The organism is Pseudomonas sp. LS-2, assembly GCF_003605735.1.
Classification (GTDB): Bacteria; Pseudomonadota; Gammaproteobacteria; order Pseudomonadales; family Pseudomonadaceae; genus Aquipseudomonas.
The window spans coordinates 57,675-78,222 of the sequence record NZ_QXTJ01000031.1; the positions used below are offsets into that span (position 1 = coordinate 57,675).

At 58.2% G+C, this 20,548-nt stretch carries 18 protein-coding genes, 4 tRNA genes and 2 pseudogenes; 10 read left to right on the top strand and 14 right to left on the bottom strand.

Features of this window, described 5'->3' with window-relative positions:
• The 5 genes from D3M70_RS33325 to D3M70_RS17630 all read left to right on the top strand — a co-directional run.
• Window positions 1-724 (top strand): aspartate kinase (locus tag D3M70_RS33325; RefSeq protein WP_256659899.1); only part of this gene is annotated, 724 nt, incomplete at its 5' end.
• Window positions 725-906: 182 nt separating this feature from the next.
• Window positions 907-1,095 carry a carbon storage regulator CsrA gene (gene csrA, locus D3M70_RS17615; RefSeq protein WP_020290522.1) on the top strand — a complete coding sequence of 63 codons (189 nt, stop codon included), beginning with the start codon at window positions 907-909 and terminating at the stop codon, window positions 1,093-1,095.
• A gap of 62 nt (window positions 1,096-1,157) precedes the next feature.
• Window positions 1,158-1,248 (top strand) — tRNA-Ser (locus D3M70_RS17620).
• 107 nt (window positions 1,249-1,355) lie between these two features.
• Window positions 1,356-1,432 (top strand) — tRNA-Arg (locus D3M70_RS17625).
• A gap of 135 nt (window positions 1,433-1,567) precedes the next feature.
• Window positions 1,568-1,644: transfer RNA gene (locus D3M70_RS17630), tRNA-Arg, on the top strand.
• Window positions 1,645-1,686: 42 nt separating this feature from the next.
• Here D3M70_RS17630 and D3M70_RS17635 read toward each other — a convergent pair.
• The gene (locus tag D3M70_RS17635; protein ID WP_120126999.1) at window positions 1,687-2,184 is read right to left on the bottom strand and encodes a cell envelope protein SmpA; all 498 of its coding nucleotides are present in this window, start codon (window positions 2,182-2,184) and stop codon (window positions 1,687-1,689) included.
• A gap of 321 nt (window positions 2,185-2,505) precedes the next feature.
• Here D3M70_RS17635 and mgtE point away from each other — a divergent pair, with 321 nt between their 5' ends.
• Window positions 2,506-3,948 (top strand): magnesium transporter, encoded by a 1,443-nt coding sequence (mgtE, locus tag D3M70_RS17640; RefSeq protein WP_120127000.1) that lies wholly within the window; start codon window positions 2,506-2,508, stop codon window positions 3,946-3,948.
• A gap of 133 nt (window positions 3,949-4,081) precedes the next feature.
• Here mgtE and D3M70_RS17645 read toward each other — a convergent pair whose 3' ends face one another.
• From D3M70_RS17645 to D3M70_RS17655, 3 genes are all read right to left on the bottom strand, one after another.
• Entirely contained in the window at window positions 4,082-4,408 is a 327-nt protein-coding gene (locus tag D3M70_RS17645; protein WP_081569154.1) for an Arc family DNA-binding protein, read from the bottom strand.
• 443 nt (window positions 4,409-4,851) lie between these two features.
• Window positions 4,852-5,049, bottom strand: a complete 198-nt coding sequence (locus tag D3M70_RS17650) for a PA3371 family protein (RefSeq protein WP_120127001.1) — start codon at window positions 5,047-5,049, stop codon at window positions 4,852-4,854.
• Between the two features lie 59 nt (window positions 5,050-5,108).
• A complete protein-coding gene (locus D3M70_RS17655; RefSeq protein WP_120127002.1) occupies window positions 5,109-5,342 on the bottom strand; it encodes a hypothetical protein in 234 nt (77 codons plus the stop codon).
• 304 nt (window positions 5,343-5,646) lie between these two features.
• Here D3M70_RS17655 and D3M70_RS17665 point away from each other — a divergent pair.
• A tRNA-Arg gene (locus D3M70_RS17665) sits at window positions 5,647-5,723 on the top strand.
• A gap of 40 nt (window positions 5,724-5,763) precedes the next feature.
• Here the strand turns inward: D3M70_RS17665 and D3M70_RS17670 are convergent.
• From D3M70_RS17670 to D3M70_RS17680, 3 genes are all read right to left on the bottom strand, one after another.
• Window positions 5,764-6,519 carry a phytanoyl-CoA dioxygenase family protein gene (locus tag D3M70_RS17670; RefSeq protein ID WP_375232992.1) on the bottom strand — a complete coding sequence of 252 codons (756 nt, stop codon included), beginning with the start codon at window positions 6,517-6,519 and terminating at the stop codon, window positions 5,764-5,766.
• Between the two features lie 91 nt (window positions 6,520-6,610).
• Window positions 6,611-7,387 (bottom strand): ABC transporter substrate-binding protein, encoded by a 777-nt coding sequence (locus tag D3M70_RS17675; protein WP_120127005.1) that lies wholly within the window; start codon window positions 7,385-7,387, stop codon window positions 6,611-6,613.
• 39 nt (window positions 7,388-7,426) lie between these two features.
• A complete protein-coding gene (locus D3M70_RS17680; RefSeq protein ID WP_120127006.1) occupies window positions 7,427-8,602 on the bottom strand; it encodes a M20 aminoacylase family protein in 1,176 nt (391 codons plus the stop codon).
• Window positions 8,603-8,823: 221 nt separating this feature from the next.
• Here D3M70_RS17680 and D3M70_RS17685 point away from each other — a divergent pair, with 221 nt between their 5' ends.
• On the top strand, window positions 8,824-9,738 hold the full coding sequence (locus tag D3M70_RS17685) for a LysR family transcriptional regulator (RefSeq protein ID WP_120127007.1): 915 nt from the start codon (window positions 8,824-8,826) through the stop codon (window positions 9,736-9,738).
• A 192-nt stretch (window positions 9,739-9,930) separates the two neighbouring features.
• On the opposite strand, the gene D3M70_RS17690 is transcribed toward D3M70_RS17685, so the two are convergent.
• The 4 genes and pseudogenes from D3M70_RS17690 to D3M70_RS33335 all read right to left on the bottom strand — a co-directional run.
• Window positions 9,931-10,990 (bottom strand): malate:quinone oxidoreductase (locus D3M70_RS17690; protein ID WP_256659900.1); only part of this gene is annotated, 1,060 nt, incomplete at its 5' end.
• Window position 10,991: 1 nt separating this feature from the next.
• Window positions 10,992-11,521: pseudogene (locus tag D3M70_RS33330) on the bottom strand (malate:quinone oxidoreductase); the annotation flags it as partial.
• A 350-nt stretch (window positions 11,522-11,871) separates the two neighbouring features.
• Window positions 11,872-12,907: methyl-accepting chemotaxis protein (locus tag D3M70_RS17695; RefSeq protein WP_256659901.1), on the bottom strand; the 1,036-nt coding region annotated here is incomplete at its 5' end.
• Between the two features lies 1 nt (window position 12,908).
• A pseudogene (locus D3M70_RS33335) lies at window positions 12,909-13,457 on the bottom strand (MCP four helix bundle domain-containing protein); the annotation flags it as partial.
• 466 nt (window positions 13,458-13,923) lie between these two features.
• On the opposite strand from D3M70_RS33335, the gene D3M70_RS17705 reads away from it, so the two are divergent.
• Together D3M70_RS17705 and D3M70_RS17710 are read left to right on the top strand one after the other, a co-directional pair.
• A complete protein-coding gene (locus D3M70_RS17705) occupies window positions 13,924-15,528 on the top strand; it encodes a response regulator (protein WP_120127009.1) in 1,605 nt (534 codons plus the stop codon).
• Window positions 15,525-16,217: a sensor histidine kinase KdpD gene (locus tag D3M70_RS17710; RefSeq protein ID WP_120127010.1), complete on the top strand. Its 693-nt coding sequence runs from the start codon at window positions 15,525-15,527 to the stop codon at window positions 16,215-16,217. The genes D3M70_RS17705 and D3M70_RS17710 overlap by 4 nt, the downstream gene beginning before the upstream one ends.
• Before the next feature lie 53 nt (window positions 16,218-16,270).
• Here the strand turns inward: D3M70_RS17710 and D3M70_RS17715 are convergent, their stop codons facing one another.
• The 3 genes from D3M70_RS17715 to D3M70_RS17725 form a co-directional block, all read right to left on the bottom strand.
• Window positions 16,271-17,497, bottom strand: a complete 1,227-nt coding sequence (locus D3M70_RS17715; protein ID WP_165869834.1) for an alkaline phosphatase family protein — start codon at window positions 17,495-17,497, stop codon at window positions 16,271-16,273.
• A 202-nt stretch (window positions 17,498-17,699) separates the two neighbouring features.
• Window positions 17,700-18,422: a FadR/GntR family transcriptional regulator gene (locus D3M70_RS17720; protein WP_120127012.1), complete on the bottom strand. Its 723-nt coding sequence runs from the start codon at window positions 18,420-18,422 to the stop codon at window positions 17,700-17,702.
• 218 nt (window positions 18,423-18,640) lie between these two features.
• Window positions 18,641-20,383: an IlvD/Edd family dehydratase gene (locus D3M70_RS17725; RefSeq protein WP_120127013.1), complete on the bottom strand. Its 1,743-nt coding sequence runs from the start codon at window positions 20,381-20,383 to the stop codon at window positions 18,641-18,643.
• Between the last annotated feature and the right edge of the window lie 165 nt (window positions 20,384-20,548).

Below are 20,548 nucleotides of genomic sequence, written 5' to 3' on the forward strand. Positions count from 1 at the left end.
GATCTACACCGACGTCGACGGCGTTTACACCACTGACCCGCGCGTGGTGCCTCAGGCCCGGCGTCTGGAGAAAATCACCTTCGAAGAGATGCTGGAAATGGCCAGCCTCGGCTCCAAGGTGCTGCAGATCCGCTCGGTGGAGTTCGCCGGCAAGTACAACGTCCCGCTGCGCGTACTGCACAGCTTCAAGGAGGGTCCAGGCACCCTCATTACCATTGATGAAGAGGAATCCATGGAACAGCCGATCATTTCTGGCATCGCCTTCAACCGCGACGAAGCCAAGCTGACGATCCGTGGCGTGCCAGACACCCCGGGCGTTGCGTTCAAGATTCTAGGGCCGATCAGCGGTGCGAACATTGAAGTCGACATGATCGTGCAGAATGTTGCGCACGATAACACCACCGACTTCACCTTCACCGTACACCGCAACGAGTACGAGCAGGCGCTGAGCGTGCTGCAGAATACCGCCAAGGAAATCGGTGCCCGTGAAGTGATCGGCGACACCAAGATCGCCAAGGTTTCCATCGTCGGCGTCGGCATGCGTTCTCACGCAGGCGTTGCCAGCCGCATGTTCGAAGCGCTGGCCAAGGAAACCATCAATATCCAGATGATCTCCACGTCCGAAATCAAGGTTTCGGTCGTGATCGAAGAGAAATACCTGGAACTGGCCGTGCGCGCCCTGCATACGGCTTTCGAACTCGACGCTCCCCGCCAGGGCGAGTAAGAGGTTGAGCAAGGGGCGCGGTGAATACCGCGCCCTTTGTGTTTCTGATGTGCGCGAGAAAACTGTTTTTTTTCCGGCGCTAGGCAATACTCAGGCGTAGACCTGGTACCGATGCTGGGATCGGGCCGATGCCTTTTGGTTGTGCAGACTGTTGTCCCTGAATGCAGGTTGAGGAGATAGGTATGCTGATTTTGACCCGTCGGTGCGCGGAGAGTCTGATTATTGGTGACGGTGAAATCACCGTGACCGTGCTCGGCGTCAAAGGTAATCAAGTACGAATCGGGGTCAACGCGCCCAAGGAAGTCGCTGTTCACCGTGAAGAGATTTACCTGCGCATCAAGAAAGAGAAGGACCAGGAACCAAGCCATTAATTTTTATTGAATTTTTGGTTTGCAAACGGGGAAAAGGGTGGTTATTATACGCCCCGTGTTGCGGAGAGCTGGCCGAGTGGCCGAAGGCGCTCCCCTGCTAAGGGAGTACACCTCAAAAGGGTGTCGGGGGTTCGAATCCCCCGTTCTCCGCCATTATTTGCGTAGTACGTTGTAATCTGGCTTTATCGGTAAGTTGTTGAATTTACTAGAAAAAGTTCTTGACCAAAAGATTTAACGGCCTATAATGCGCGGCAACAAATGCACTCGTAGCTCAGCTGGATAGAGTACTCGGCTACGAACCGAGCGGTCACAGGTTCGAATCCTGTCGAGTGCACCATTTAAGCGTTGTTGGTAGTAATACGGACAACTGCTTTAAGAAAGAGCCTGGCTTTAACAGGTCTTTGGAAGCACCACTCACTTCCAGAAGTAAAATGCAGTGACCAGAGGTGATCTGGTTTATCAAGCGCCACATGCACTCGTAGCTCAGCTGGATAGAGTACTCGGCTACGAACCGAGCGGTCACAGGTTCGAATCCTGTCGAGTGCACCATAAAACGAAAAGCCCACATGAAAATGTGGGCTTTTTGCTTTTCTACGGTTTACGTTTCTCGCGCTTGCCTTTTACGCAGCCATGCTCATCGAAACTGACCTGCCGGCTTTTCCCTTTCTTCTCCGCGTACACGTACCGCACCTCGCCGTTGCGTCCGATGATTCTGTCGGGTTTGCCAAGCAGGCTTTCCACGTCTCGTTTGGTCATCCCTGTCGGTGTTTGTTCGTTGATGATCGCTCGGCGACGCTGTTCCGCACTCAGAACATTGGCACAACCATCGTCGCGTTGGCCGACCACCACCAATTCGTTGTTTTTTGTGACGCTGGCGGGTTTGTTTACTAAGGTGTCGCTCGGCGCAAGCATGCCAGGGGCGGGGTTGTGAGCATCCTGTAACCTCAGATCGTGCCCTGGTGGGCAGCTCAACGTGGTGAAGGTGATTTTCCCTTCAGGGCCTTCGCAGCGGTGCACTGTGGTTGCCCCGACAGAGAGGGGCAGGAAGAGCAGGGCAGCAATAACGCATTTGCAGGTGTCCAACCGCATGACGATGTCCTCCTTGACTGACGTCAGGGCAGACTATCCACCTGATTTTTTGCTGGCGAGCGTGTTTTCTTCTCTGGATATGACGTCGTAGCCATAACGACTCGGGCGATCATTAACATTGTGTTGCAAGCGATTGTTCCGCGTTGAATTTTTAACATGAAGCCTCGGCAAGCGGTGTATGATTGCGCCCGTCAGCCCCGCCGGGGCTTGTGGAATACCTCCATGGACTTACCCAGTAGCAACTCAGAATTAAGCTTTACCAATCAAGAATCGACTGATTGATCTTCCGGCGCGGTCCACTGCTGGGAGTGGAGTTCGCCTATGACCGAAATCGAAGTAAAAAAAACGCAGGAAAGCCTTCAGGATCGTCTTGCCCAAGTCGTTGATCTGCTGCAGCGTCAGCGTGTCGTCGAAGATCTGACTCACCGTCAGGAAGGCCAGCACCAGGATCGTGTCGAAAACCTCGTACACCGGCAGAACCTCGTCGAGTTGCAGCGCAAGCTCGATGATCTGCACTCCGCCGACGTCGCCTACATTCTCGAAGCCCTCCCTGTTGAGGACCGCCTGACGGTCTGGCAACTGGTGAAGGCCGAGCGCGACGGCGACATCCTCCTCGAAGTATCCGATTCCGTTCGTGAAACCCTGATCGCCGACATGGACGATCACGAGTTGCTGGCCGCCGCCAAGGAAATGGACGCCGACGAACTCGCCGACCTTGCGCCCGAGTTGCCACGCGACGTCGTTCACGAGCTCATGGAGGCATTGGACAGTCAGCAGCGCGAGCGCGTACGTTCGGCACTGTCCTATGACGAGGACCAGGTCGGCGCGCTGATGGACTTCGAGATGGTCACCATCCGCGAAGACGTCAGCCTGGAAGTGGTATTGCGCTATCTGCGTCGTCTCAAGGAATTGCCCGGCCATACGGACAAGCTGTTCGTGGTTGATTACGACGGTGTGCTCAAGGGCGTTCTGCCGATCAAGCGTTTGCTGGTCAACGATCCGGAAAAACAGGTCTCGGAAGTCATGGCCAGCGATCCGGTGAGTTTTCACCCGGACGGCGATGCCTATGAAGCCGCTCAGGCATTCGAACGTTACGACCTTATTTCTTCGCCCGTAGTGGACAAGAACGGCAAGCTGATCGGCCGTTTGACCATCGATGAAATGGTCGACCTCATCCGTGAAGAAAGCGAGACTGAAGTACTCAACATGGCCGGTCTGCGCGAGGAAGAAGACATCTTCGCCTCGGTATGGCGTTCGTTGCGTAACCGTTGGTCATGGCTGGCGGTCAATCTGGTGACGGCGTTCCTCGCTTCGCGGGTCATTGGGCTGTTCGAGGGCTCCATCGAGAAGCTGGTGGCACTGGCGGCATTGATGCCCATCGTGGCAGGCATTGGAGGTAACTCGGGTAACCAGACGATCACAATGATCGTTCGTGCCATGGCGCTGGACCAGGTCAGTACCGGCAACACCTCCCGGTTGATGCGCAAGGAACTGGGCGTTGCGCTGGTCAATGGACTCGTCTGGGGTGGGGTGATCGGGGTGGTGGCTTACATGCTCTACCATAGCTGGTCGCTGGGCGTGGTCATGACGGCTGCGATGACACTGAATCTGCTGCTGGCCGCGTTCATGGGCGTGGCGATCCCCATGACGCTGGCCCGCTTTGGTCGGGATCCGGCGATGGGTGCCAGTGTAATGATCACCGCCATGACCGACAGTGGCGGGTTCTTCATCTTTCTGGGCCTGGCGACGCTGTTCCTGCTCTGACCCTTTTTGCAAGACCAAAAAAAACCGCCCTCGAGGCGGTTTTTTGTTTTTGTCTCCATTGATTGGCGCTCATAAGAACGCCCACAAAAAAGCCAGCACAGGGCTGGCTTTTAAGTCTCTGGCAACGGACGAATTATTCGTCGTCGTTCGCCAGGCTGGTGTCGTGAGCAATCAATGAAACCAGAGCATTCTGTTGACGATGAGCAAGCTGACGGAAGCGCTGCAGCAGTTCACGCTCATGCAGTGACAACTCAGGGCTGTCGAGACGCAGCTTTGGCTCGTCCCCCAGTGCGCCTTCCTGAATCAGGCTTTGTTCAAGACGCGCAATAATTTCGGAGTTCATGCTGCGATGGTTGTCCTTGGAGACTTCCGCAATGCGCTCGCGCATGCCTTCTGGAAGACGGACAACGAACTTGTCAGCTGTGCGACTGGAATAATTGGCCTGTTTCATAGGGCTCATATATTTAACCGATTTAGTTCAAAGGGGGAGGCGGTTCTTGCATTAGGCCGCGAGATGTCATCGTCTGACTGTCTTTTTGCCGAAATGTTCAACCTGCCAACATAAAGGTCCGTCATCATGCATGAATCCGCCGGAACCTTGGCGTCAAATCTGTGACAATATTGAACTAGATAAAGGCGTTTAGCCAGCACCAATTATCAGAAATGCGTTCCAGTTTGCAAAGTTCCCGGCCACTCCTCATCCGGACAATAGCCGCCGTCGGCGCGGGTTTGCGCCATGATGGCTATCTGTCTTCAGCGTAGAGGTGTCTGATGGAAATTACGAGTAAGCAGCCAAGAAAGAGACGAAGGGTCTGTCGAAGGATAGGAGGCGAGTGTGTCAGGGGTGTGAGGAAACCGCATCAGGATGCGCTACAAACGGCTGAAAACCCCGTTGGGCTGTGGCTACGGTTTTGCCTGGCGCAGGACCGGGTCGAACTTGATTCGCCGTCCCACGAACATTGCGGCGATGAACAGACAGGCAAATGTGCCTGCTGCAGCTTTGGCGGTGGTACCCAGTGTGTCCATTGATGCAGGGAGCAGTTGATCGACTGCAAGGGCCATGATGGCCAGAATCAGAAAAGACAGTGCTGCTTTTGACATGGCTGTTCTCTAAGTGGAACGAAGAAGGCAGATTGGCAAACCCTTATTTCGGCGTTGTTTCAGAAAACCCAGCGCTCGGAGCGGTCGACCGGGATGGCTTCATCAGTATCGTTCGCCAGCATTGCATCCGAGCGATGGCCAGGCATTGCGGCGAATCGAGGCGTCTGTTTCATGAGGTAATGCGGCTGAGCCTGAACAGCGACTGTCTCGGTTTTGCTGCCGTCATCCTGAAAATGGAAAGCAACGAGTGCCACGAAGGCTGCGGCATTCAACAGGGAGAGAGTCACGTTCATCTCGATTACCTTCGCTTGAATTTGGGTTTAGAAGGGGTCTGCACGGAAACTGATAATGCAGTCTGCATGCCAAGCGAATTTGTAAATAAAACCGTTATAAATCAATAGCTTATTTATGGATTGGACCGCGGCTGGATTGCAGTTTGCAATGATGTCATATTGCGGCATTGCAATTTGCATGATCGCCTTGGCGTGTTGGTTACGGTTCCAGTGGACTACGGCCCAAAAAGACAATGACGACATGACAAAACAAGGGCTTGCCGTTAACATGCTCGCCGTCCCGCCAGCACCGTTCTGGCATTGTGTCTCAGTAGCTCAATTGGATAGAGCATCCCCCTCCTAAGGGGAAGGTTGCAGGTTCGAACCCCGCCTGGGACACCATTTCACTCCGCCTCTTTCACCGCCCGTGTTTTGCCGACCATTAACGCTGCAAAAGCACCGGAAACAGCGGGTGATTCATCACAGCACCTTCGGCAAGGCTTTCGCGTAGCCCCGGGAATTCCGGTGAGGTCACCCAAGGCCGTGGTGCGTGCCGTATGTCATCGCCCAGCAATCTCACTGAAAAAGCCCTGCGCCGATGTTCGCCGCTCACACCAGCGGAGGCGTGCAGCGTCAACATGTTGAAGCACACCAGGTCCCCCGGTTGCAGCGGCCAGCCGAGGATCGGGAAGTCTTCACGATGCTCCTCGATCTTCGGCAGGTCGGCCAGTGTGCCCTCGGCAAACCATTTGGCCTGATTGTCCATGAACGAGCGAGGCATAAGCCACGGTCCCTTGTGCGATCCCGCGACGAACTCCAGGGTCGACGCTCTGCTCACTGGGTCCACCGGAATCCAGAAGCTGATGTTGTCGGAACCCGTGATGTTGTAGTAGGGCTGGTCCTGATGCCACGGCGTGCGTTGTCGAGTGTTGGGTTCTTTGACCAGGACGTGATCGTGGTACAGACGGATCTGCCTGCTGCCGAGCAAACGCTGGGCGATTGTCGCCAGGGCGGAGTCGTGGATCACGCTGCGGTAATGCTGATTTTCCTGCCAGTTGCAGAAGTCTTCGAAGAACCAGCCAGGGTCATCGGGGCTGCTCGCCACCTTGGCGCGGGGGCTGGGTTGCGCAAGATTCTGCTCGATGCCTTCCCTGAGTTGTTCAACCTGCGCCGGGGTCAAGGCATTGCGAATGCACATGGCCCCATGTTGAAGAAAGTAGCGCTGGGCGACGTCGTCCAGTTCGCTGGCCTGAACGTCACCTTCGGTGGGTGTGAATTCGCTCATGTAGTCACTCACCATAAACGTCGTAGTTGAAGTATTTGTGGGCTATGCGGTCGTACTCACCCGATTGGCGCAACGCGACGATTGCCTCGTTGATCTGCTCGCGCAGCGCGGTGTCGCCCTTGCGAATGCCGATGGCCACGCCGTTGCCAATGATGCTTTTGTCTGTAATCGGGTCGCCGGCGAAGGCAAAATCCTGACCCTGAGGTTTCTGCAGTAAGCCGATGTCACCTTGCACCGAGGCCTGGAACGAGGCGTCCAGTCGTCCGGACAGCAAATCCATGAATACCTGATCCTGCGTCTGATAAGAATGAATAGCCGCGCCTGGAGCCCACTGGGATTTTGCATAGCTTTCATGCAGCGAGCCCTGGACGACACCCACGGATTTTCCTTTGAGTGAATCGGCGGTCGGCAGCAGTCCGGCGCCTTTTTTAGCGATCAGCGACGATGGCGCGACGTACAGACGCTGGCTGAAATCGACCTGCTTGCGGCGCGCTTCCGTGTCGCTGAATGCCGAAAGGATGCCATCGAATTTCCCGGCCTTGAGTGCAGGCACCATGCCGTCAAAATTCTGTTCGACCCAAACGCAGCGCGCCTTGAGTTGTGCACACAAGGCATTGCCTAGATCAATGTCGAAACCGGTCAGCGAGCCGTCTGGTTGCTTTTGTTCAAAGGGGGGATAACTGGGGTCGACGCCGAAGCGGATGACATTCGCTGCATGACTCATTGAGGCCATCAACAGGCCGGAGATCAGCGCAGCGCATTGCAGGTTCGGTCGGAGCATGGAAGCCTCATCACAGGTTCGGTGTTAATGGGAATTTTGTCAGTCACGCGCCGACAGGAATGCCTCCGTCAGCTTGATCCAGTAGCCAGCCCCGCGCATCAGGTTGTCATCGTTGAAGTCGTAACGAGGGTCATGAATCATGCAGCTTTGATCGCCCTCGCCATTGCCGATGATCAGGTAGCAACCGGGCCGTTCTCGCAAAAACCAGGCGAAGTCTTCGCTGCCGTTGAATGGGGGAATATCGGTAAGCACTTGCTCCTCGCCCAACCAGTCTATGGCGACCTGGGTGGCAAATTCGGTCATCTCGGGATCGTTGATCAGCAGCGGATAATCGGCGCTGTAGTGAACCTCGGCGGTGGCGCCGAAGGCGTCGGCCTGCGCATGGATCAGGCGCTTGATCTGCGCCTCCACGCGATCACGCACATCGTTGTTCAAGGCGCGTACCGAAATCAGCATTTCCGCGCTCTCGGGGATGACGTTGGAGGCCTTGCCGGCGTTGATGGCGCCGACCGTGATCACGCTCATTTCCTGAGGTGAGACATTGCGCGAGACGATGGTTTGCAATGCCAGAATGATGCTGGCGCAGACGACGACAGGGTCGACGCACTGGTGTGGCATGGCGCCGTGGCCGCCGTGGCCTTGGACCGTCACTTTTACCTGATCGGCCGAGGCCATGAACGGACCGGCTCGAAATCCCAGTTTCCCCTGCGGGTAGCCTGGCATGTTGTGCATGGCGAACAGCGCATCGCACGGAAACTGCTCCAGTACGCCTTCCTGAATCATCCTCCGTGCGCCGGCCAGTCCTTCCTCGGCGGGCTGGAAGATCAACCGTACTGTGCCGTCAAATTCGCTGTCATGCGCGAGCACCCAGGCGGCGGCCAGAAGCATGGTGGTGTGACCGTCGTGCCCACAGGCGTGCATCTTTCCAGGGACCTGGCTTGCATACGACAGGCCGGTTTTCTCCAGAATCGGCAAGGCGTCCATGTCCGCACGCAGTCCCAGAACCCGCGAGCTGCTGCCTTTTTTCAATGTGCCGATGACGGCGGTTTCGGCAATGCCGCGGTGTACTTCATAGCCCCATTTCAAAAGGCGTTCGGCGACCAGTTCGCCGGTGGCGTACTCCTGATACCCCAGTTCCGGATTGGCATGAATGCGCTGGCGCAACTCACGCATTTCGGCTTCTATCGGAATCAATTGGCGGTGTACATGGGGCATTGGCAGGATTCTTCCATGGTCAGTCTGAATACATGACTCGCCAGCGAGCGGGCGAGTGTTTGGCACGCGTTGCGTCCGGCGTGCTGGCTTCGATGTGACGCGCGGTGCATGCTTGTGGTGCGCTCCGGTCACGCCGCACATGGTTCAGCATAAGCCGTGCAGAATGGGCCTCACAGGCAAACGCCGCTGAACGCGACAACCCAGGGTTAACAGGCGCAATCATGAAGTTTTATCAGCTCAACGCGTTGGTGGCGGTGGCGGACGCGGGCAGTATCCGGGGCGCGGCCAAGCGCCTCGACACCTCTCCGGCTGCGGTCACCAAGGCGATCCAGAAGCTGGAGACCGAAACCTCTTTGCAGCTATTGGTGCGCAACACCAGCGGCATAGATCTCACGGAAGCAGGCAAACGCTTGTTGGTCCAGGCCCGGTTGCTGGTGGCGCAAATGGTCAGCGCCAGTCATGTGGTGGCCGATTGCAAAGGCGAGCTGACAGGCAGCCTGGCGGTCGCCGTCACCCCTTGGCTTGCGATGACGTTGTTGCCGCAGGTTACAGTCAGTTTTCGTGAACGCTTTCCCCATGTGCAGTTGGAGCTGCACGAAGGATTATCGTCGATTGCCTATCCACGCTTGCGCGATGCCAGCCTGGATCTGTTCATCGGTCGGCTCGACAGTCAGTGCTCCAACGTCGACTTGAACTACCTGCCTTTGTTCACGGCTGATTGCGCCGTGGTCGCGAGGCGCGGGCATCCATTGGCCGATTGTCATTCGCTGGACGAACTGGCGTTCGCTGACTGGGTACTTTCAGCTCGACACGACGCCGAATTTGTCGCACCGGGTCATGTGCATTTCGCACACTCACTGTCGATCATGCTCAGCCTGCTGCGTGAAACCGACATGCTAAGCGTCTTCCCGTGGCCACTGGTGGAAGTTTGCGCTCAGCGAGAGGGGCTTGTGTCTCTGCCGGTGCGCGAATCAGTGGGCAGTGCCTTGGTCGGCGCGATCAGCCGCAGCGGTCAGCCGTTGCGGCCCGCGGCAGAGCGATTTCTGGAGTGCCTGATTGCCACGATCCAGAAGGAGATGAGCGAAGCGAATTCACCGTATCGACGAATGTTGCAGACAGTGGAGTGGGTGATATGACACTTGCGAGTAACTGAAAAGGTCCGCTAACCCTGTGACAAGGCAGGGGCCCTTCGGTTAGCGCTTCCACTGACCGACGCTGCGCACAGACGTGGCCGATCGGGTGATGTATTCAATACCTGACTTGCGCAAACGAAAAAGCCACGGGATTTGAGCCCCGTGGCTTTTTCTTTGCTGCGTTGGACAGGCCTGTTACAGCGCCATGTCGTTCGCAGGCTTGCTTTCAGCCGGGGCGCTTGGCGTGGTGCTGGTGCCAACGCTCTGGTCGATGACCGGAGGCTTGCCCAGTTGCAGGACCTCGGCGGTGTAGTTCCACTCCTGCTGTACGGCCGCAGGCGAATCGTTCAGCTTGGTGCCGTAGCTTGGAACGATCTGACGGATCTTCGTTTGCCATTCCGGAGTTGCGACCTGGGTTTTGAAGATCTTTTCCAGCACGTTCAGCATGATCGGCGCAGCGGTAGACGCGCCCGGCGATGCGCCCAGCAGCGCGGCGATAGTACCGTCCTGGGAAGAAACGACTTCGGTGCCCAGCTTGAGCACGCCGCCTTTCTCGGCATCACGCTTGATGATCTGCACGCGCTGACCGGCTTGCCACAGACGCCAGTCTTCTTTCTTGGCGTGGGGGAAGTATTCCTGCAGGGCCTTGAAGCGGTCGTCGTCGGACAGCATCAACTGACCGGCAAGGTACTCGACCAGCGGGTACTGTTCCACGCCAACTTTGGTCATCGGCCAGAAGTTGTGGGTGGTCATGCTGCTGAACAGGTCCAGGTACGAACCCTGTTTCAGGAACTTGGTGGAGAAGGTCGCGAACGGGCCAAACAGGATCACGCGCTTGCCGTCGAGCACTCGTGTATCCAGGTGCGGAACCGACATGGGCGGCGCGCCAGTGGAGGCAATGCCGTACGCTTTGGCCATGTGTTGCATGGCGACGGTCGGGTTTTCGGTGACCAGGAACGAACCACCCACCGGGAAGCCGGCGTAGTCGCGAGCCTCGGGGATACCGGATTTCTGCAGCAGCTTCAGAGCGCCGCCGCCCGCACCGATGAACAGGAACTTGGCGTCGGTAGCGCTGGTAGTGCCGTCCTTCAGGTTCTTGTATTCAACGTGCCAGGAGCCGTCTTCGTTACGCGTGATGTCGTTGACTTCACTGGACAGCTTCAGGTCGAAATTCGGGCGGGTCTGCAGATAGCCCACGTACTGGCGGGTGACTTCGCCCCAGTTGACGTCGGTGCCGATTGGCGTCCAGGTGGTCNTTGGCGATCTGCGCCGGGTCTTCGGAGTACTGCATCGGACGGAACAACGGGCTTGCCTGCAGGGCGTCGTAACGCTTCTTCAGGAACTTGATGTTGTCATCGCCCCAGACGAAGCTCATGTGCGGCGTGGTGTTGATGAACGACGGCGGGTTCTTCAGGACGCTCTGCCTGACCTGCCAGGAAAGGAACTGGCGGGTAACCTGAAAGGCTTCGTTGATCTCGATGGCCTTGGAGATGTTGACCTTGCCGTCTTTGTCTTCAGGCGTGTAGTTCAACTCGGCCAGGCCTGAGTGACCGGTACCGGCGTTGTTCCAGCCGTTGGAGCTTTCTTCGGCAACGCCGTCCAGACGCTCGACCATTTCCATCGACCAGCCCGGCTCCAGCTCATTAAGCCAGACACCCAGCGTCGAACTCATGATGCCGCCGCCAACCAGCAGCACGTCCACTTTCTTGTTTTCAGCGGCGTGTGCCTGAAGCATGCCCACCGAAATCGCCAGGCCCAGCAGAGCCTTGCTCGTCGTTTTGATCATTGCGCAATCCAATTGGTAAAACGTTATCCGCCTGCCGCTTGAATCGAGTGGGCACCGTGTCTGCGCATGCCATGGCTGACATGAGCGTTGTTGCGGTTTCGCACTCGAGTGGCGAGGGTTAGGGTTTCAAGGTCGATGAGACGGACCTTGAGTTCAGTGTCCCTCCGCGCTGGCTTCTTGTTAGATCATTGGATTCAGCTGCTTGAGTTACATCAATCCATCGCAGGGCTCGGTCATCAGGTCCGGGCTCTGCAAAGGGGGCCGGGATTGTACCCGAAATGTGATTTACGACAAAACACATGACGATTTAGTCAATACGCCAATGTGTCACAGGTGGCGAAGGGGTGGCTTCAGACTGTGAACTTGCCCACCATCGTATTGAACGACACCGCCAGACGCGACAGCTCCTGGCTGGACGCGTTGGTCTGGTGGGCGCCAGCGGCCGTCTGGGCCGACAAGTCCTGAATGTTGACAAGGTTGCGGTCCACTTCCCGCGCCACTTGAGCCTGCTCTTCGGCGGCGCTAGCGATCACCAGGTTACGTTCATTGATCTGGCTGACGCCTTCGCTGATGCGTTCCAGTGCCAGGCCCGCCTCGGTGGCGAGTGTCTGGGTATTGACCGCAATCGCCTGGCTCTTGCCCATGGCCTGCACGGCTTCGTCGGCGCCGTTACGCACCAGGGTGATCATCGCTTCGATCTCGCCGGTGGAGGTTTGCGTGCGGTGGGCGAGGGCGCGGACTTCATCGGCCACCACTGCGAAACCACGCCCCTGCTCACCGGCGCGCGCCGCCTCGATGGCTGCGTTGAGTGCAAGCAGGTTGGTTTGTTCGGCGATCCCGCGGATCACGTCCAGGACCTTGGTGATGTCACGAATCTGACCGGCAAGGGCTTCGACGCGCTGAGTCGAATCGTTGATTTCCACGGTCATGGTGTTCATCGCAGTGACAGCCTGTTGCACCTGGTGCTGCCCCTTGAGCGCATCGTCGGCGGTCTGGGTCGAAACCTGGGAGGCACTGGCTGCGTTGCGTGCGACTTCCTCGACGGCGGCCGTCATCTGGTTCACTGCCGTGGCCGCTTGCTGAATCTCATCGTTCTGGCGCTGTAGCCCGCGAGTGCTGTCATCGGTGACCGCCGTCAGTTCTTCTGCCGCTGAAGCCAGCTGATCCGAGGCGTTGGCGATCTGCTGCACGGTGCCTTTGAGACTGCCTTGCATGTTGGACAGCGCCTTGAGCAACTGTCCGGTTTCGTCCTGACCGCCGACTGCGATGGGTTGTGTGAGGTCGCCCGCAGCGACGCGCGACGCGCTTTCCACCGACTGATAGATGGGGCGTGTGATCATTCGTGTCACGATCAGGCCAAGGCTAATGGCGCAGATCACGGCGACCNCGTGGCTTCGTTGGCCTGGCGGGCATTGGACTCGATGATGATCTTCAGCTCGCCCATGGTCTTGCGGTAAGTCGGTGTGACACTCGTGGTGGCCAGTTTGCTGGCCTGTTCGATGTCGCCGCTCTGAATGACCGCCAGGGTCTGGGTGACCGCTGCGACATAGGTCTGCCAATCACGCTCGAAGTCGTCGCCGGCCGCCTTTTCATCCGCCTGCAACGGCGTGCTGCGATAGACCCTGAAATCGCTCTCTGCCTGGGCCTGGTTTTCCTTGAGCGACTGCAGGGCCGCACTGATTTCTTCCGGGCTGGCCTTGAGCACGCTCAATCCGATTATTTTGAAAAAGTCGCGATTGGTGGCGATGACATTGGCCTTCACCGAGTCGACCTTGGTGATCGACAGCAGATTGTTGGTGACTGTGCTCTGGAACAGATCGTACAGACGCGAGATACCGGTCTGTCCCAGAACCCCGACCGCAATGGTGATCAACGCGCACAGGCTAAACGCGAACAGGAGCTTGGACTTCAGTTTCAGATTGATCAGCCAGGACATGGGTGTTACTCGGGCGGGAGAGGAGGTTGCGGCTGAAGAGGCCGCTTCCCCTCCCTATCGGCGGGGTGATGACGGACTTTATAGCTTTCGAAATGTCTGCGATGAACGTCATCATCCCGCCGTTTGCCTGCCCGGTATCAAGTCATGCAGTGATGCCTGAAATCCGGGCTCATGATCCGTGATTCGAGACCGACAACCTGCGGCACGGATCGACCAGGGAAGCGGGACAGGGGCGCTCGCCAGTCGCTTTTTCCTTTATGCATCACCTAAGCTTTACCTTGGCGCCGCCGATAACCCGGACAAGCGGCGTCATGCCGCACCCAAAGACGCCAAAGCTTTCGTGAAATAGCTTGATGGCACATTGACGTTGGCTATCATCTGCTCCGCTGAAAAACGGGAGCGGCCAGGTCGACCCTTTTTTGTAAATGCCTCTGGGCTGATTTTTTCTCCCGTAACAGGAATCTCGATGCTGGCGTGGAACCAAAAAACCTTTCTGATCGTCGATGATTTCTCCGATTTTCGTAGCTCGGTCAGGTCGATGCTGCGCGAATTGGGCGTCAAGGAAGTGGACACCGCGGACACGGGTGAGCAGGCGATCAAAGCCTGCTCACAGAAGCGCTACGACTTCATTCTTCATGACTTCAACCTCGGTGACGGCAAGAAGAACGGCCAACAGGTCCTTGAAGACCTGATGACCGACCGGCTGATCAGCCATGAAAGCGTGTTTGTGATGGTGACCGCCGAGAACAGTCAGGCGATGGTCATGAGCGCCCTGGAATGGGAGCCCGATGCTTACCTGACCAAGCCGTTCAACCGTGCCAGCCTGGCCCAGCGTCTGGAAAAGATCGTTCAACGCAAGAACCTGCTCAAGCCGATTCTTCAGGCGCTGGATCGCGGCAAGCCCGCCGAGGTGCTGGCGGCCTGCGTCAACCTGACCAAACAGGACCCGCGCTTCGCGCCTTTGTGTCTGCGCTACAAGGCAGATGCCCTGCGCGATCTGAATCAGAACGAACCGCTGGAAGCCTTTCTCAAATCGATTCTGGCTGATCGCCCGCAGCCTTGGGCGTATGCGGCGTTGGGCAAGTTGCTGCACAAGCGCGGGCGCAATCCTGAAGCGCAAACCGTCTACGAAGAGGCCATTCGTGCCTTTAACGCGATGCCGGTGCTGTTCGATGGCCTGGCGGATGTGCTGATGGCGAGCGGCGATAACCGGCGTGCGCAGAAAATGCTCGAAGAGGCTGTGCGCCTTTCTCCTTATGCGGTCCGCCGCCAGCGGTTGCTCGGCAAGCTGGCGCTGGAAAATCAGGATTTCGACGGCGCTTCCAAGGCCTATCGTCAGGCCGTTTCTCAGGGCCAGTTTTCGCGGTTCAAGGATCCGGAAACCAATCTGGGTCTGGCTCAGGCGCTGATCAGTCGCGGCGGCGAGCGCGGGCTCGATGCGCGCACCCGGGTCGAGATCAACCAGACACTGGGTGAAGTGGCCAAGGAGCACACCAACGACGCCGGCCTGCAAGTGCGTGCGCGCTTGATGAAGGCCACCAGCGTGGCGAGTTCCGATCCGGAAATGGCGGCAAAACTCACCGAACAGGCGATGGCGCGACTCGATGGCATGGAGCAGTTCCTGAGTGCCGACGCCGCGCTGGCCGTGGCGTCGCAGCTCAAGCAACTGGGGCATGAAGCCGCTGGCGCAGGGATTCTGAAAAGCTGTGCGGAAATCTACGGCGATGATCCGGCGGTGATGCAGAACATTGCCAGGCAGACCGACGACCCGGACATTCTCAGCGCCGGCAAGGCAGCCGTCGATCTGAACATGCAAGGCATTCGAAGTTATCGCGCCGGCAAGCTGGGCGAGGCTCAGGATTTCTTCCGTCAGGCGCTGGCGTTGCAGCCCAAGAACATCAGTATTGCGTTGAACATGGCGCAGTCGCTGCTGCACGTTGGGGTGCAGAACCTCGATGCTGCCAGCCTGACGGAGTGCCAGAACAGTCTGAAGATGGTGGGCAAGATGCCCGACACCGACCCGCGTCACGACCGTTATCAGAAACTGCGACTCAGGGCGTTCGGCGAATGAAAGATGAGGATCCGGGGCTCGATTTCTCCATGGTGATTGCCTCCACCGTGCATGACATGAAGAACTCGCTGGCGTCGCTGATTCAGGCTCATGGTCAGTGGGTCAAACAGTTGCCCGAAGCTCAACGCGGCACCCCGGAGCAGGGCGTGATCGATTACGAGTTCGCGCACCTGAACGGCATGCTGGTGCAGCTGCTGGGGCTGTACAAACTGGGGGTCAACCAGTTGCCGTTGCGTCCGGATTATCACGAACTGGACGATTTCATCGAAGCGCAACTGGCGTTCCATCAGGAGGTGCTCGCAAGCCGTGGCATCGTTGCCCGCTACAGCGTGGACGACTTCGGGCTTCCGGGGTTTTTCGACCGTGAGCTGATCGGCTCAGTGGTGTCGAATGTGATGATCAACGCCATTCGCTTCGCCCGCACGCAAGTCCTGATCACGGCGGGGCAGGTGGGTGAACAGCTGGTGATCAGCGTCAACGACGATGGGCCTGGTTTTCCTGAGCACATGATCGAGCGTCAGACCGATTACGTGCTGGGCATCAACCAGAGCAGCGGCAGCACCGGGCTCGGGTTGTATTTTGCGGCGAACATCGCCAGGCAACATCAGCGCCAGGGTGTTCCAGGACACATCGAGATCGCCAATGGCGGGGCACTGGGTGGCGGGTTGTTCAGTATTTTTCTGCCCTAGATGCCGGAAGGTGCAGGAGAAATTCAAGGGTCCGATGTTTTATGCCCTGAATTTCAACGCTTGATCTGCGCTTCGTACACGAGTCTCGAAACCGGTACGTCGTTGAGTACGACGGTGTAATTCAGCTCGGCGATGGAGGGCGGCAGGTCGCTGTCGACGTATTGGCTGGAGGAGTCGGTCAGTTTGGCGATCAGTTGGCCCGAGCGGTAGATCCGCAGCGGCTGCTTGCTGCCTTCGGTGACTCGCCAGCGCAGGCTGACGGTCCGATCGGCTCGGTTCAGCGTGGCGGTCAGTTGCCGCACGCCGATATGACCGATCACAGGCACGCCGTCGATGGCGTGGCGCTCAAAGTCGGTATTGATCCCCAGGTGCACGAGGATGGTCGGCACGATGTCGGCCTCGCTGGCAAACCCGTAAAGGCCCTCGAGGCCAGGATCGACCGGGTCGGCGATGGGCTGCGTCAGCTCTGCGTTAGGCGGTTTGTCGAGACCGATGAACGCGGTTTTTTCGCTGCGGCTCTGTTCGCCGTGGTCATAGCCATCGGGAAGCCTGCGCCCATGATCGGTCGTCAGCACCACCAGCCAGTCTTCCCCTTTATTGTTCTGCTTTCGCTTGCTTAGCGCGGCGAGTATCTGGCCGATCTGGTGGTCCGTTCGCGTTATGGCGTCCTGATAGCGGCTGCCAAAACCGTTTTCGTGGCCCGCGCCATCGGGCTGATCCAGGTGCACGAAGATGAAGTCGAAATTGCCGGTGCGTAACTCTTGCACCGTGCGATCCGTGGCGCATTGATCGTCGCCTCCGCACTTGACCCCCAGTTCGATGAAGCCGGCACTGATGTCGTCGACGAAATTGTCGTTGATGGGGTTCCAGCTGACGATGCTCGCCGTATGGCGGGTGGGGGCCGAGAGGCTGATCAATTTGAAGATGCTGTCGCTCTTGTTGTGCAGTCCGCTGTTATTGCTCACGACCTTGTGACGGTTGGCCCATGTGCCGGTCAGAATCGTTGCCCAGCCGGGACCGCTGAGCGTGGGTTGCCGGGTCGATGTGTCAACGATGCCGCCGGTATAGCTCATGCCCAGGTGAAACTGCGCGATGTTCGGCGCCTTCCCGGCATCGATGACCTGTTTGAGTTGCTCGTACTGCACGCCGTCGATCCCGATCAGCAGCGCCTTGTGGCGGTGGAAATCGACCGAGTCGCCCATCAGCATGTTTTTCAGCAGCACGGCGGCCAACAACCCCAACAGCACGCCTATGCCACAGAGCCTGGCAATCGGATACATGATGAGCCTCATTTTTTGCACCGAGGTCGCGAGCAATAAGGCATGTAAAAGCGACTGATCCGTGTCGATGATCAAAGGGATGTATTGGTTATAGCGGAGTTTTGGCGGGGTGCAGGCGTACCGGAACATTTGCGCTCATGCACCATCCTCAGGGCGCCAGCAAGCTGGCTTCCGCGTGTCTGGCAGAAGCAGGCGGGGGGACTTACAACTTCATGCTTTGCCCCAACACTACGTTCAAGGCGCTGCGCGCATCGTCCAGTTGCACCAGGGTTGCATGATGAGCGCCGAGGGCGTCGCGAGCTTCGATTGCAGTGAGGATGGCCTTGTGACGGGGCAGTGCCAGCTCGTGCAGGTTCGGGCGCTTGTTGGAATGCTTCAACGCTTCACGCAGGGCCAGCGACAGCATGTTGCACAAGTGTGCCAGCAGATCGTTGTGGGTGGCGTCGGCGATGCGACTGTGGAAATCCAGGTCCGGTTGCAGCACGGCTTCCACGGTCGGCGCGGCCTCCATGCGTTGATAGGCTTCACCGATTGCGGCGATTTCGTCCGGGGTGGCGTGTTGGGCGGCGAGGGCTGCGGCAGCCGGTTCGATGATGCTGCGTACGCTGGTGAGCAGGGCGAAGAACTCGTTCTGCGGCGAACTCTGCATCAGCCAGTGCAGCACGTCCGGATCGAGGATGTGCCACTCGCGGCGTGGTTTGACCACTGTGCCGACACGCGGACGCGAATAGACCAGCCCCTTGGCTACCAACACCCGCGTAGCTTCGCGCAGCACGGGCCGACTGACGGCATATTCTTCACAGAGCAGGGCTTCGGCGGGGAGCTTGTCGTCAGGTTTGAAGCGGCCTGAAACGATCTGCATGCCGATGTCCTGAACGATGCGTGAGTGCATGCTTTTACGGTCGGAGGGCTTACGGTAATCCATGGGGGCGCGAGGCAATCCTGAGCGGTGAGTGCCGGGCATCATAGCATTGGCGAAGAGTCGACGGAGCGACGCGAAATTCCATGTCGAATACCCGTCGTTGTAGGAGTGAGCTTGCTCGCGATCGCGTCAGATCAGTCGCTGCGGTGGTGACTGAAATAACGCAATCGCGAGCAAGCTCACTCCTACAGGTCATGCGGTGAAACGCATGCCACAGGCTGTCAGTGAGAATGCCGTGGTACTTCCGAGCCGCGCATTCCCACCAGGAAATCAAAGTCGCAACCCTGATCTGCCTGCATCACGTGGTTGATGTACAACTGACGATAACCGCCTGCCAGCAATTGCTGCGGCGCTTGCCAGTCGGCCAGTCGTGCGGCCAGTTCTTGCTCGGAAATGTCCAGGTGCAGACGTCCGGTGGAGCAATCGAGCTCAATGTAGTCGCCTTCCTGCACCACCGCCAACGGACCGCCTGCCGCGGCTTCCGGCGCAACGTGCAGTACCACCGTACCGTACGCCGTGCCGCTCATGCGTGCGTCGGAAATCCGCACCATGTCGGTCACGCCTTGAGCGAGCAATTTGGCCGGCAGGCCCATGTTGCCCACCTCTGCCATGCCCGGATAACCCTTGGGCCCGCAGTTCTTCATCACCAGAATGCTGTTGGCGTCGACGTCCAGCTCCGGATCGTTGATCCGCGCCTTGTACATGTCGAAGTTCTCGAAGACCACCGCACGACCGCGGTGTTTCATCAGCGCAGGGGTAGCGGCGGAAGGCTTGAGCACGGCGCCCAGCGGCGCGAGGTTGCCACGCAAAACGCAGATGCCGCCGTCGGCCACCAACGGATTGTCGATGGCGCGGATCACTTCGTCGTCGCCATAGATCGGCGAGTTCTGCACGTTTTCCCACAGCGTCTTGCCGTTCACGGTCAAGGCTTCAGGGTTCGGAATCAGGTTGTTCTCGCCCAGGCGACGCAGCACCGCAGGCAGGCCGCCCGCATAGTAGAACTCTTCCATCAGGAAGCGCCCGGATGGCTGCAGGTCGACCAGCGTCGGCGTGCCGCGACCGATGCGGGTCCAGTCGTCCAGCTCCAGGTCCACGCCAATGCGACCGGCGATGGCCTTGAGGTGAATCACGGCGTTGGTCGAACCGCCAATGGCGGCGTTGACGCGAATGGCGTTTTCGAAGGCTTCTTTGGTCAGGATTTTCGACAGACGCAGGTCTTCGTTGACCATCTGCACCGCGCGCATGCCGGACATGTGTGCCAAGACATAACGACGGGAATCCACAGCCGGGATCGCGGCGTTGTGCGGCAGCGACGTGCCCAGCGCTTCAGCCATACAGGCCATGGTCGAGGCCGTGCCCATGGTGTTGCAGGTGCCTGCGGAGCGTGACATGCCAGCTTCGGCGGAGAGGAATTCGTCGAGGCTGATCTGCCCGGCTTTGTAGGATTCGTGCATCTGCCAGACGATGGTGCCGGCGCCGATGTCCTTGCCTTTGTGCTTGCCGTTGAGCATCGGACCGCCGGTCACGACGATCGCCGGTACGTCGCAGCTGGCCGCGCCCATCAGCAGGGCAGGTGTGGTCTTGTCGCAACCGGTCAGCAGCACCACGCCGTCGATCGGGTTGCCGCGAATCGCCTCTTCCACGTCCATGCTCGCCAGGTTGCGGGTCAGCATGGCGGTAGGGCGCAGGTTCGATTCGCCGTTGGAGAACACAGGAAATTCAACCGGGAAACCACCGGCTTCGATCACGCCACGTTTGACATGTTCGGCGATGGTCCGGAAGTGGGCGTTGCACGGGGTCAGTTCAGACCAGGTATTGCAGATGCCGATGATCGGTTTGCCCTGGAACTGGTGGTCGGCGATGCCCTGGTTCTTCATCCAGCTGCGGTACATGAAGCCGTTCTTGTCGGCGGTACCGAACCACTGGGCCGAACGCAGGGTAGGTTTCTTATTGGAATCAGACATAAATCAGCACTCTTATTGTAAGACTAAAGGCTTCGCGTGCTGACTAAAATAGGCCGAAAATCGTCTGAGTGGAAGAGTTGTCACGTTAAATAGTAATACTATATAGTCGGTTCCCATCGAGGGACGACCCTGTCAGCCGACTCACCGCAGTAAGGCACACACGAC